The 13,881-nt window shown below is 67.5% G+C and carries 7 protein-coding genes; all 7 read left to right on the top strand.

Translation table 11 applies throughout. The features are described from left to right. The first annotated feature begins 126 nt into the window (after window positions 1–126). The 7 genes from AC1AZA_RS09305 to AC1AZA_RS09275 all read left to right on the top strand — a co-directional run bounded on the left by AC1AZA_RS09305 (window position 127) and on the right by AC1AZA_RS09275 (window position 13,845). Window positions 127–2,001 carry an oleate hydratase gene (locus tag AC1AZA_RS09305; RefSeq protein WP_476514384.1) on the top strand — a complete coding sequence of 625 codons (1,875 nt, stop codon included), beginning with the start codon at window positions 127–129 and terminating at the stop codon, window positions 1,999–2,001. A gap of 520 nt (window positions 2,002–2,521) precedes the next feature. Continuing rightward, a complete protein-coding gene (locus tag AC1AZA_RS09300) occupies window positions 2,522–5,881 on the top strand; it encodes a fibronectin type III domain-containing protein (protein WP_476514383.1) in 3,360 nt (1,119 codons plus the stop codon). 146 nt (window positions 5,882–6,027) lie between these two features. Next, window positions 6,028–7,296, top strand: coding sequence for a heme/hemin ABC transporter substrate-binding protein (locus AC1AZA_RS09295; protein WP_476514382.1), 1,269 nt, complete (start codon window positions 6,028–6,030; stop codon window positions 7,294–7,296). Then, window positions 7,293–8,447, top strand: a complete 1,155-nt coding sequence (locus AC1AZA_RS09290) for a FecCD family ABC transporter permease (RefSeq protein WP_476514381.1) — start codon at window positions 7,293–7,295, stop codon at window positions 8,445–8,447. The genes AC1AZA_RS09295 and AC1AZA_RS09290 overlap by 4 nt, the downstream gene beginning before the upstream one ends. Then, window positions 8,444–9,391, top strand: coding sequence for a heme ABC transporter ATP-binding protein (locus AC1AZA_RS09285; RefSeq protein ID WP_476514380.1), 948 nt, complete (start codon window positions 8,444–8,446; stop codon window positions 9,389–9,391). Before AC1AZA_RS09290 ends, AC1AZA_RS09285 begins: the two co-directional genes overlap by 4 nt. Before the next feature lie 36 nt (window positions 9,392–9,427). Then, on the top strand, window positions 9,428–10,789 hold the full coding sequence (locus tag AC1AZA_RS09280; RefSeq protein WP_476514379.1) for a hypothetical protein: 1,362 nt from the start codon (window positions 9,428–9,430) through the stop codon (window positions 10,787–10,789). After that, window positions 10,786–13,845 (top strand): fibronectin type III domain-containing protein, encoded by a 3,060-nt coding sequence (locus tag AC1AZA_RS09275; protein WP_476514378.1) that lies wholly within the window; start codon window positions 10,786–10,788, stop codon window positions 13,843–13,845. The genes AC1AZA_RS09280 and AC1AZA_RS09275 overlap by 4 nt, the downstream gene beginning before the upstream one ends. The last annotated feature ends 36 nt before the right edge of the window (window positions 13,846–13,881 follow it).

The raw sequence follows: 13,881 nt of genomic DNA, 5'->3' as shown, positions 1-13,881 counted from the left end.
CACTGTTCGGCCAACGTTTGGCATCCCTGAGGCACAATGGAGGCAAGGAGGCAAACGGGCGGCCCCCGCCGGAACCCCATGGCTCCGCGGCCCGCCCGGCCCGCACGAACCCCAAAGGAGGGTCACATGTATTACTCCAGCGGCAACTACGAAGCATTCGCGCGTCCACGGAAGCCCGCCGGCATCGAACGCAAGAGCGCGTACATCATCGGCACCGGGCTTGCGGCGCTGTCTGCCGCCTGCTATCTGGTGCGCGACGCGCAGATGCCCGGCGAACGCATCCACATCTACGAGAAGGACGCGGTTCCCGGCGGTGCATGCGACGGCCTCAACATCCCCGGCCTCGGCTACGTGATGCGCGGCGGGCGCGAGATGGACAACCATTTCGAGGTGATGTGGGATCTGTTCCGGTCCATCCCGTCGGTCGAGAATCCGGACGTCTCCGTGCTGGACGAGTACTACTGGCTCAACAAGGAGGATCCGAACTACTCGCTGTGCCGTGCCACCAAGGACCGCGGCAGGGACGCCGGCACCGAGGGCAAGTTCGGCCTGACGGACAAGGCGGCCATGGAGATCATGAAGCTGTTCTTCACGCCGGACGAGGAGCTGTACGACAAGCCGATCACCGACTTCTTCGACGACGAGGTGCTGAACTCCAACTTCTGGATGTACTGGCGCACCATGTTCGCGTTCGAGAACTGGCATTCCGCTCTGGAGATGAAGCTGTACATCAAGCGCTACATCCACCACATCGGCGGTCTGCCGGATTTCTCCGCGCTGCGGTTCACCCGCTACAACCAGTACGAGTCGATGATCCTGCCCATGATCGAATACCTGAAGCAGGCCGGCGTGCAGTTTCACTTCAACACGAAGGTGGAGAACGTGGAGTTCGAGATCGGCGGGGGAGTAGGGCCCAAGCGCGCGGTGACCGGCACCGGGCAGGACACGATCCAGAAGATCCAGCAGGCGCAGTTCGCGCGCAACCCGTATTCGAGCCCGGAGCGCAAGCTGGCCAAGCGGATCGTGCTCACGGACGGCGACGGGACCATGCAGGCGGTGGACCTGACCGAGGACGATTTCGTGTTCATCACCAACGGCGGCTGCGTTGAGAACTCCACCATGGGTTCGCAGAACGAGCCGGCCGGTTGGAATCCGGACATCAAGCCCGGCGGCGGCTGGGACATGTGGCGCAGGATCGCCAGGCAGGACCCGAGCTTCGGCCATCCGGACAAGTTCTGCTCCGACCCGCAGGCCACCAAGTGGATGAGTGCCACGGTGACCACGCTCGACGGCGAGATTCCGCCCTACATCCAGAAGATCTGCAAGCGCGACCCGTTCTCCGGGCATGTGGTGACCGGCGGGATCGTGACCTGCACGGATTCCAACTGGCTCATGAGCTGGACGCTGAACCGCCAGCAGCAGTTCCGCGACCAGCCGAAGGACCAGCTGTGCGTGTGGGTGTACGGCCTGTTCCCGGACAAGCCCGGCAACTACGTGAAGAAGCCGATGACCGAATGCACCGGCGAGGAGATCTGCGAGGAGTGGCTGTGGCAGATGGGCGTGCCGGAGGATCGCATCCATGCGCTCGCGCACGACCATGCGAACACCGTGCCGGTCATGATGCCGTACATCACCGCATTCTTCATGCCACGTGCTGCCGGCGACCGTCCGGACGTGGTGCCCGACGGCGCGGTGAACTTCGCCTTCCTGGGCCAGTTCGCGGAGACCCCGCGCGGCACGATCTTCACCACCGAGTATTCCATGCGCACCGGCATGGAGGCCGTGTACACGCTGGCCGGCGTGGATCGCGGCGTGCCGGAGGTGTGGGGCAGCGTGTACGACGTGCGCAATCTGCTCAACGCCACGGTGAAGCTGCGCGACGGCGCGCCCGTGACCGCGATGAAGCTCAACTTCGTGGAGAAGGCCATGCTCGGCAAGGTGCTCAGGAAGCTCGACGGCACGGACATCGGCAAGCTGCTGCGCGAGTACGGTGCGATCTGAGTGGTAGCCCGGGCGGCGGGCAGCGCGGGTGTGCGCTGACGGGCTGCGGTTGCGCGGGCCTGCGCTGAACGGGCCGTGCGGACTGGTCGGGATCGCATGATCGGTCCAACGTGTGCGCCCTGAATCACAGATTGGACCGATTGCGCGAAAAAGTGGCCCTCGAACGGGTGATTTTTCGCATGATCGGTCCAATCTGCGTTTTGGTATGCGTAGGTTGGACCGATCGAGCGATTTGCGGACGGCATCGGCATCGCATAAGGCCGTGCAAGAGCTCACAGCGGTGTGGGCGATTGCATGAATACCGGTATTGCGTTGCGGCGGCCGGCATGGTATCACGCACGCGCGATTAGTCGGGCGCGGTGAGAAAAACAAGTCTTTTTCTTTGGAAATTTCCTTGGTACGTTGAGCGCGGATTTCCGCAGTGCGCGAGCCCGTCAGCAATGCATGGGTCAACAGGGGCCGGGCATGCGGGCCATTCATGGTTGTGAAGTTCCGTACGACTTCGTGAAAGGAAGAAGAAGTGTACTCATCAACGCGCAAGCGCAGTAATCGTTTGACTGCGCTGATCGCCTCCGTGGCGTCCGTGGCGACGCTCGGCGTGGGGCTCGTGGTGCCGTCCGCATCCGCGGCGAATGCCGGCGATCTCAATGCCTCCAACGTCACCTTCCAGTGGGCCGTCAACAACGAGTCCGGCGGCGGCGCCTACTTCGGCGGCTGCAACTTCCTGTCCGCCGGCGTGGCCGGGGACAACGGCGGCTCCGGCATCTGGACCGAGTCCAAGGGCCTGTACAAGACCTCGGACGGCAACGTGGAGATCCTCAAGCCCACGGCGGACGGCAACTGGGTGGCTCCGACGTGGAAGACCAAGTGCACCAACGAGTACGGCACGAACATCAACGGCATCACCGCCGGCCTCACGTTCAAGCCCACCGACAGCCGCAAGGATCCGAACGCCCCCGCGACCGCTCCCTCCGAGCAGCCGACCTACTCCGGCAACGTGGTGCGCATCTCCGAGGGCACCGGCACTGTGAACCCGGAGACGGACAGCGCGCACATCGAATGGAAGGGATCTTTCACGGTCGTCTACTACGGCGGCATGACGTACTGGTCGCTCACGGACCCGGTGCTGGACGTGAAGGACGGCAAAGGCGTCATCACCGCCACGGCCTCCGGCTACGGCGCGGACATGGACGACCCCACGAAGTGGAACAAGCTCGAAGCCGAGCAGGTTCACCTCGCGGACCTTGAGAACACCAAGGTTGACGTGACCGCGCAGGGCATCACCGTCACCCCGGACTATCTGGGCGTCACCGTGCCGGACGACGTGGCCGGCCGCAATGCGCAGGCCGAGAAGACCGCCGAGAACGCCGCCTGGTGGGGCGCCTTCCCCGCCTCCTGGCTGCGTTACTCGGTGAAGACCGGCCAGACCTCATACTGGTGGACCTCCTACGGCGGCGAAAAGACCATCCAGCCGCGCAAGCCCACCGAGCCGATCACCATCACCTACACCACCGTGAAGCCGGACACCGTCAAGCCCACGTTCTCCGGCGTGAACGACGTGACCGTTCCGTTCGGCTCCGCGTTCGACCCGAAGGCCGGCGTGACCGCCACCGACGACGTGGACGGCAAGGTCGACTTCACCGTGGACGGCACGGTCGACACCTCCAAGGCCGGCACGTACACGCTGACCTACACCGCCAAGGACAAGGCCGGCAACGTCGCCACCGCCAAGCGCGTGGTGACCGTGTCCGCACCGCTGCTCGCCCCCGATGCGCCGGCCCAGCCGACCGTCTCCACCCCGTCCTCCATGGCCGATCCGTACCAAGTGAAGGTTGACTGGACCGCTCCGGCGGACAACGGCGGGTCTGCCATCACCGGCTACACCGTCACTCTCACCCCGTCCCAGGGCGATGCGGTGACCAAGACCGTGGGTGCGGACGAGACCACCGCCACCTTCGGCAGGCTCACCGCTCCGGCCGTGTCCTACACCGCGACCGTGGTCGCAACCAACGCGATCGGTTCCTCCGCGCCGTCCGCGGCCTCCGAGGCCGTGACGCCGAACCCGGATCCGACTGCACAGCCGACCGTCACCGTGACCCCGACCGCGAACCTTGACCCGGACGTGGACAACACGTTCACCGTGACGGGCACCGGATTCACCGGCGGTGCGGCCTTCTACGGCGCCTACGCCGTGGTGGCGGACGCCGACGTGTGGAACGTGGGCGTGAACCCGACCGGCGCCAAGGACTTCATCGGCTCCGCGTGGGTGAAGCCCGCGAACATCAAGAACGGCGAGTTCACCACCACCGTGACCGTCAAGGCCGGCACCTTCCAGTACGGCAAGACCTACGTGGTCGGCACCACCGCCGCGCACGGACTGTCCCTGACCGACCGTCGTCTCGATACTGCCGTCGCCATCACGCTCAAGGCCCAGCCGCAGGCTCCCGAGGCCCCGGCCCAGCCGACCGTCTCCGTGCCGGCCGAAGGCCAGGTGAAGGTTGACTGGACCGCTCCGGCCGATGGCGGCTCGCCCATCACCGCCTACACCGTTACTCTCAGCCCGGTGAACGGCAGCGGCAAGACCGTGTCCCAGACCGTGGACCCGAAGACGACCAGCGTCACCATCGGCGGCCTGAACGATCGCGGCGTTGCCTACGCGGCCACCGTGACGGCCAGGAACGCCATCGGATCCTCCGCCGCATCCGCCAAGTCCGAGGCCGTGATCCCGAGCCCGGTCGTGGCCCCGAGCGCCCCGGAGAACGTGAAGCTCACTGCCGGCGTGCACGAGATCACCGTGGGCTGGCAGGCCCCGGCGGACAACGGCGGCTCTCCCGTGACCGAATACGCGGTGACGCTGGCCTCCGAGGACGGCACGGTGTCTCAGACCCGCGTGGTGAAGGCGCCGACCACGTCCGTCACGTTCAAGGATCTCGATCCGACGCTCTCCTACACCGCTACGGTGACGGCGAGGAACGCCGCCGGTTCGTCCGCTCAGGGCGATTCCGCCGCTCCTGCGCAGCCCGCGCCGATCGTGCCGAAGCTGAGCTTCACCGACGCCGACGGCAAGACGCTCACCGAGCTCAAGCTCAACGAGGGCGACGAGCAGACCCTCCGCGTGCTGGGTGAAGGCGAACAGGCTGCCGGTGCGACGGTGGAGTGGACGTCCTCCGATCCGCAGGTGGTGAGCTTCCGCGAGAAGACGGCCGACGCCCCGAAGGCCGCCGCCGGATATGACGAGCAGACCGTGGTGGCCGGCAAGGCCGGTTCCGCCACCATCACCGCCAAGGCCGCCATTGACGGCAAGGACGTCTCCGCCACGCTGGCCGTGACCGTGGCTGTCAAGCCGGACGCCGGCAAGCCGGATAACGGCGGCGATCAGCAGCCCGGTGGCGATCAGGACAACGGTGGCCAGCAGCCCGGCGGCGACCAGAACGGCGATAACGGTGGTCAGCAGCCCGGCGGCGACCAGGACAACGGTGGACAGCAGCCCGGCGGCGACGACCAGAACAACGGTACGCCGGATAACGGCGGCCAGAACACCGATCAGGGCGGCGACGGCAACCAGTCCGGTAATGACCAGAACGCCGGCAACGCCGGCACCGATCAGAACGCCGGCACCGATCAGTCCGGCACCACCACCGACACCGCGACCGGTACCACCACCACGACCGGCACCACGACCGGCCAGATCAGCGACGGCAAGGATGCGGCCAACGCGGCCAACGGCCAGACCGGCACCACGGTCAACGCCGCAGCCAAGCAGCCGGCCGCGCTGGGCCAGACCGGCGCCACCGTCACGGGCATTGCGCTCGCGGCGCTCGTGCTGCTGGCAATCGGTGCGGCTGCTACGGCGATTCGTCGCCGCGGCCTCGGTCGTTGACCGGCTGACGGTCCAACCGCCGGCCGGAACAGCCGAGTAGGTGAGGGGATGTTCCCGCTCGGGGCATCCTCTCACCGTTTGCGCGGGGCCAGACCCGTGCTCCTCCAACCCCTTCAATCTTCAATCGTTGCGGCAAGGAGTTCCGTGTGATCGCAGGACGTGCAAACCTCGGCCCGAGGCCGACGCGCAGTGCCATGATGATGCACAGAGCCAAGACGCTCGCGGCGGCCGCCACGGCAGCGCTCACGCTGCTGGCCGGCGGATGCGCCAACATCGGCACGATTACCGAAGCCGATCTGGCCAGCTGTCAGGCGCCCGCGGCCTCCACCGAACCGAACCCGCCGCAGCTGCCCGACGTGACGCCCGCCCAGCTCAAGGACCCGCGCACCATCGAGGGGCCGACCACGGCCTACACCCGGTCGGACCAGATCATCCCGATCAGCGACGCGGCCATCGAACACCAGAAGCTGCCGGTCACGGTCAAGAGCTCCGACGGGCCCGAGCAGACCGTCACCGATACGTCCCGCATTCTGGCGCTCAACCAGAACGGCGGGCTCGCAGCGGCGGTCTACGCGCTCGGCTTCGGCTGCAATCTGGTGGGCAGGGACACCGCCACCGGCTCCTCCGGCATGGACCGGCTGCCCAAGGTGACCGTCAACGGCATGGATCTCAACGCCGAAGCCATTCTGGCGCTCTCACCGACGGTGGTGATCACGGACACCACCATCGGCCCGTACGACGTGCAGCTGCAGCTGCGGCAGTCCGGCATTCCCGTGGTGTTCGTGGCCGTGGGCAGCGATGCGGGCATCAGCGGCGTGGCCGCGCAGATTCAGGCCGTGGCCGATGCGCTCGGCGTGCCCGATCTGGGCCGGCAGCTCGCGCAGCGCACCAACAAGGAGATTGCGCAGACCATCCAGACCATCCAGACCAATCTGGCCCCGGCGGACGTGAACCGCAAACCGCGCATCGTCTTCCTTTACGTACGCGGCAAGTCCATCTACTACTGGTTCGGCGAAGGCTCCGGCGCCGACTCGCTCATCCAGTCGATCGGCGCGAACGACGTGGCCAAGGAGGTCGGCTTCAGCGGCATGGCCCCCACCAATGCCGAGGCGCTCATCAAGGCCGCGCCGGACGTGATCCTCGCGATGACGCTGGGCGTGCAATCCGCCGGCGGGCTCGACGGCATGCTCGAGATGCCCGGCATCAAGGAAACGCCGGCCGGCCAGCACCGCCGGGTGGTGGACATGAGCGACTACGAGGTGATGAGCTTCGGCCCGCAGACCGCGCAGGTACTGGCGGCGCTCGCCACCGCGGTGTACGCGCCGGAACAGTCATACCAGCCCGATCAGCCGCCGGAAGTGATTGCCAAGCGCATGAACGAACTCAAGCAGGAACAGCAGGGAAGCACATCATGAACGATCACATCGCATCCGGCGCCGCGTCGGCATCCCGGGCCGTGACTGACGCCGAGCGGGAACGTGCCGTGCGCATCGCCGGCAACGCCACGGATCTGGGGCTGGCGGGCAAGCCGCACATGACTGCAACCGCCGTGGTTTTTACCGTGCTCGTTGCGGGCCTGATGGCAATGCTCGTGGTCTCCGCCTCGCTCGGCCAGCTCATCATCCCGTTCGATCAGGTGGTCGGCTCGGTGCTGGGCAAGGTCGGCATCCATTGGCTGGACGGTCCGAGCCGTGCGTTCGGCAACGAGGCGCTGTGGAACGTGCGGTTCCCCCGCATCGCCATGGCCATGGTGACGGGCGCGGCGCTGGGCGTGGCCGGCGCGGTGATGCAGGGCGTCTTCGGCAACCCGCTGGCGGAACCCGGTACCGTGGGCGTCTCCTCCGGCGCGGCCGTGGGCGCCAGCTGTTCGATCATCATGGGATGGTCGTTCCTGGGATCGTTCACCACGCCGTTCATGGCCTTCACGTGCGGTCTGGCCACCACCATGCTGGTGTACGTGCTCGCCCGCCGCGGCGGGCGCACCGAAGTGGTGACGCTGATTCTCACCGGCGTGGCCGTGAACGCCATCGCGGGCGCGCTCATCTCGTTCTTCACCTTCGCCGCCCCCACCAACGCGCGCGATCAGATCGTGTTCTGGCAGATGGGCTCCTTCAACGGCAGCCGCTGGCAGCAGGTGGCGCTGGTGGCCCCGATGTGCCTGATCGGCGTGATCGCCGTGCAGTTCATGGCCCGTCGGCTCGACCTGCTCTCGCTCGGTGAGAAGTCCGCACGCCACCTCGGCGTGAACGTGGAGAGGCTGCTGTTCCTGGCCATGCTCGCCGTGGCGTTGCTCGTGTCCTCGGCGGTGGCGTTCGCCGGCATCATCTCCTTCGTGGGACTGGTGGTCCCGCATCTGCTGCGCATGATCCTCGGCCCCGGCCACCGGGTATTGCTGCCCGCTTCGGCACTGGGCGGCGCGCTGCTGCTCACCATCGCGGACTTCGCCGCACGCACGCTGATCCAGTTCGCGGATCTGCCGATCGGCATGCTCACCTCGCTCGTGGGCGGCCCTTTCTTCTTCTGGTTGCTTCGCCGCAGCCGTTCCAAGTCCGGAGGTTGGGCATGAACGTTCACATTCATCTGCCGTGGCGCGCCGACCATCGCATCCCCGCCATGCCCAAGGGCGGCCAGACCGTGCTGCGGCTGGACGGCGTGGGCGTGACGATCGACAACCGCCGCATTCTGGATTCCGTCAGCCTGGACGTGCATGCCGGCGAGGTGCTGGCGTTGGTCGGTCCCAACGGCGCCGGCAAATCGACCCTGCTCAACGCCGTCACCGGCGACGTGCCGCTCACCGAGGGAACGATCACGCTGTTCGGTCTGCCGATCGGGGCTTGGGACGCCACCGAACTGGCCATGCGGCGTTCGGTGCTGCTGCAGTCGGTGGACGTGACGTTCCCGTTCCGCGTGCGTGAGATCGTGCACATGGGCCGTTCCCCATGGGAGGGCACGGCTCAGGAGATGGATGACGACATGATCGTGGACAGCGCCATGGCCATGACCGAGGTGGAGCCCCTGGCCGACCGGATCTACACGTCGCTGTCCGGCGGGGAGCGCGGGCGTGCGGCCTTCGCGCGCGTGCTGTCCCAGGCGGCTCCCGTGCTGCTGCTGGACGAGCCGACCGCCGCGATGGACATCAAGCATCAGGAAATGCTCATGCGCACGGCCCGCGACTATGCGGCTGCCGGATGCGCGGTGGTGGTGATCGTTCACGCGCTGGATGCCGCCGCCGCGTGGGCGGATCGCGTGGCGCTGCTCGAACACGGTCGCCTCAGGGCCGTGGGTACGCCGGAACGGGTACTCAACGCTCAGCTGCTCACGGAGGTCTACCAGTGCCCGATCGAAGTGCTGCCGCATCCGGGCGGTGGGCTGATCATACTGCCCGAACGCCCGAACGCCGCGCGGCGCTGGACGGCCGCTGCGGTGAACGATCACACGCACGCCGGTGCACACGCCGGTAGTGGCGCGCATGCCGAGCCATTGAACGCGGACGCGCGCATGGCGTCCTGAACAACGAACGAGTACGGGGAACGGAAGGGAACGATCATGAAGGCAACAAGCAAGGGACTGCGCTCGCTGGCGGCTGGTGTGGCGGCATTACTGGCCGCACTGGCATTGTGCGCGGCCGCGGCGGTGAACGGTCCGCTGCGCAGTGCATCCGCAGCCGGCGCGCAGGTGCAGGTGACCGTTGACGGCGGCGGCACGCTCAATCCGGACGGTCCGACCACGCTGGACCTCACGGGCAGCGGATTCCAGTCCGTTCAGGGCGGATTCGGCGGCATCTACGTGCTGTTCGGCTGGGTGAGCGATCCGAACGGCGGCTCGTGGAAGCCGTCGCAGGGCGGCAAGACGGGCGAAAACTACAAGTACGTGCCCGACGACGAAAGCAACCCCACCGGCTACGACGTTTTCGTAGCGTTCCCCGGCAGCTCCACCGAGGCGGCGGCCAACGGCGGCACCATTGCGGCGGACGGCACCTGGCATGCGAAGATGACGGTTCCGGGAGCCTCGTTCACCAGCATGGACCGCGCCGGCAACCCGTCCCCGGTGGATTGCCTGAGCGTGCAGTGCGGCGTCATCACCATCGGTGCGCATGGCGTGACCAACACCAGCAACGAGACCTTTACGCCGGTGGCGTTCGCGGCAGCTGCGAGCGAGGCTCCGGTCGCCGCTCCCGCAGCCGATGCCGGCGACGGCGATGCGACCGCGGGAACCGGCGCCGATCAGGCGGCCGCGTCGGTACAGTCCGGTCAGCAGTCCGGTCAGCAGTCCGACCAGCAGGGCGACCAGCAGGGCGCGACCGACGCCGGCACCGCACCGGACGCCGCCGCAACGGATACGACTGCAACGAATGCCACTGCACCGAACACGGTCTCCCGGACCGCGTCCCAAGGCGCGACGGGTGCCGTGACGACCGTGGCCGCCGTCCCCGCGCTCGGCATTACCGGGTGGCTCATTGTGGCGGCTGCGGTCATTCTCGGCCTCACCCTCGTGGTGCTGGCCGCGGGAGCCGGCGGCTATCTGGCCGCCAAGGCGTTGCTGCTGGGCGTCTCGCCGGTTGCTTTGGAGAAGGAGATGGCGCGGCGCGAACGCAAGGCCGAACATGCGCGGCACAAGGAACGGCTCAGAGGCGAGAAGCGCAGGCGCCGGCAGTACCGGCAGCTCGCCCGTGCACAGGCCGAGGCGGAGGAAGCGCGGTCTCGAGCCGAGGTGCCGGTCGTGGCGCAATCGGCTGGGCAGGCCGCAACGCAGTCCGCCGATCCGGAACAGACGCAGGTTCTGCGCCCGCAGCCTTCCGCCGCGGAGTCTACCGCGTCCCTGCAGGGATTCTTCCTCAGGCACGGTTCGACGGGCACGGCGGCTCCGGCGGTTCCGGTGGCTTCGGCGGTTCAGGGAGGTGCGCAATGAGCATGGTCCGTACGGCATTGAAGTCCGTCTGCGCCCTGTCCGCAATCGCCACCGTGGTGGCCGGATCGGTGTCGCTCATCGCATCCGCAGTCGCCGCCGAACCCCTCGCCGCGGATGCCAACGCCGGATCCGAGACGATCACGGTGAACAACGCCACGTTCACGTGGGGCGTGAACGCGGAATCCGGCGGCGGCTCGTACTTCGGCGGTTGCAACTTCCTGTCCGCCGGCGTGGCAGGGGACAACGGCCAGTCCGGCGTCTGGCTGCAGGACTCCGGACTGTACCAGACGTCCGACGGCAACGTGGAAATCCTCAAGCCCGCGGCGGACGGCACCCTGACCGCCGCGTTGTGGGATGCGAAATGCACCAACCAGTACGGCACGAACATCAACGGTCGCACCGCAGGCATGACCATGGATGTGGCCGACCCGTCCGCCGGCGCCCCCGCCGAGCAGCCTACGTACTCCGGCAACGTGGTACGCATCTCCGAGGGCACCGGCACTGTGGATCCGGTCACGGACAGCGCGCATCTGACGTGGAAGGGATCGTTCACCATCGTCTACTACGGCGGCATGACGTACTGGTCGCTCACGGATCCGGTGCTGGACGTGAAGGACGGCAAGGGAACGATCACCGCCACGGCCTCCGGCTACGGCGCGGACATGGACGATCCCTCGGTGTGGAAGAAGCTCGAAGCCGAGCAGATTCACCTTGCGGACCTGACGAACGTCAAGGTGGATCTTGGCGCTCAGGGAGCGACCGTCACCCCGGACTATCTGGGCGTCGCCGTGCCGGACACCATTGCCGGTCGCAACCCGCAGGCGGAACGGACCGCGGAGAACGCCTCCTGGTGGGGAGCCATGCCGCAATCGTGGCTGGAGTACGCCGAGCTGACCGGTCAGACCTCCTACTGGTACACGTCCGACGGCGGCAAGGCCACCATTCAGCCGCGCAAGCCCGCGTCCCCCATCGTGATGGAATGGGGTGCGGCCATTCAACCGAGTGTTGCTGCCGACGCCGCCGCCCTCAGACGCGGGGAGCGCATGACGTTCACCGTGAAGAACCCGACCGCTGGCGTGACGTACCGCGGTGTGGTGCGTCTGCCGGACGGCACCGAGGTGGGCGCCACGCCGGTGGCCGGAACCGCATCGCAATGGACGTACGACGCGTCCGAGGATGCGCCGATCGGCACCTACGTCTTCACGCTGGTCGATGAGGCCGCCGAGGAAGGCGCGCAGCCTGTGGCGACGCTGGAATTCGCGGTGGGAGACGTGCCCGCGGCCCCCGCGATCACCTCGGTGGGCACTCCCGGATCCGACCGCGTCACCGTGCAGTGGAAGGCCGCTGCCGCTGCCAAGGGCGCCCTGCCGTCCACCGGATTCACGGTTCTGGCCACGCCGACCGCCGGGGGAGATGCGGTGACCGCCGTCTTCGCCGCGGGCGCCAAGGAAGGCACGATCACTGGACTGCGCAGCGGCACTGCGTACGCCATCACCGTGGCGGAAACCAATGCGGTCGGCACGGGCGCCGCCTCCAAGGCCGTCACCGTCACCACCGCAGCCGCGAAGCCGGTCACGCCGGGCGGCGGCGGGAACGGCAGCGGCAACGGAGATTCGGGCAGCGGTTCCGGTGCTGGCTCGGGCGATGCCGGCACGGGCAGCGGTTCCGGCTCCGGCTCGGGGACCGGCGGCACGAATCAGGGCAATGGCGGTTCCGGCAGCACAGGCGGTACGACGAACGGTTCCGGCGGCGGCTCGGGCAGCGATCAGACGTCCGGCAACGCCGCCGCCACGCTGAGCAACGTGGTGTTCCGCTGGGGCATGAACGAGGAAGCCAACTCCAAGTCGTTCTTCGGCGCGTGCAACTACCTGTCCGCGGGAGTCGCGGGGGACAACGGTCATTCCGGCGTGTGGAACGGCGATCTGTACCGCGCCTCGGACGGCAACGTGACCATCGAGAAGCCGGACTCCTCGGGGCAGTGGGTGCAGGCGTCCTGGCAGACCAGGTGCCAGACGCCGGACGGCAGCGCGGTGACGATGGGCAAACGGCAGGACGGTCACGCCATCAACACCGAGTCGCAGGTGGTCATTCGCGGCGGCACCGGCGTGCAGCAGCAGGACGGGTCGATCAGCGTGCAGTGGAGCGGATCGTGGACCGTGGTGTTCTACGACGGCATGACCTACTGGAGCGTGAGTGACCCCACGCTGACGCTGGACGCGAACGGCAACGGCAGTGTGACCGCCATGGCCTCCGGCTACGGCGCGGACATGGACAATTCGTCCGTCTGGAAGAAGCTCGACACCCGTACCATCACCCTTGCTGATCTCAAGGGCGTGGACGTGAAGCAGGCCGTGGCCGACGGCGGATTCTCGAAAATCCCGGAGTATCTGGGCGTCAAGGTCAACTCCGACGGCGGGCGCAATCCCCAGGCCGCGCTGGATGACACGAACCGGGAGTACTGGGGTTCCTTCCCTCAGTCGTTCGTGGACTACATGGTGGAGACCGGGCAGTCGTCCTACTGGTACACGTCGGACGGCCAGCGCGATTTCGCCAAGCCGGCCACGGCGCTGACCGTGCAGTACGACGTCACGCGCTTTCAGGCCGAGGTTCCGGTGACGAGCCCGGCCGCCACGACCCCGACGGTGCCGTCCGCCGGCAATGCGAACGCGAACGGTTCCGGCACCGGCACGGTGTCAGCGCCGAATGCGGCTTCCGGCACACCGACCGGCACGTCCACGCGGTCCAGAGCCACGGCCGGCACCGCGACCGCGCAAAGCTCTGCGGCCGGTGCCAACGCTGCCACGGCAAACAGCGCAGACGCGGCGACCGGCGGCGAGCAGGCCGGTCGGACGGTTCAGCCCAGCCAGACCGGCCAGACGGCTCTGGCGGCGGACGGTGCCGTGCCGCTGATCGCAGACACTGCCGGCAACATTGCGCTGGGCTCCGGTGGCGTGGCACTGGCGACCGCACTGCCCTTGGCGATCGGTTGGGCAATCCGCCGCCGCCTCGGTCTCGATGCCAGCGCGGAGCTCGACTGCCGTCTCGGTCTGCGCTGACCGTTGCGAAAAATGCAATTCTAAGCGCCAATCTAT

The sequence above is a fragment of the Bifidobacterium sp. LH_389 genome, assembly GCF_056357235.1.
Note: the sequence above shows the minus strand (reverse complement) of the source record. Positions and strands in the feature narration are given on the sequence as shown.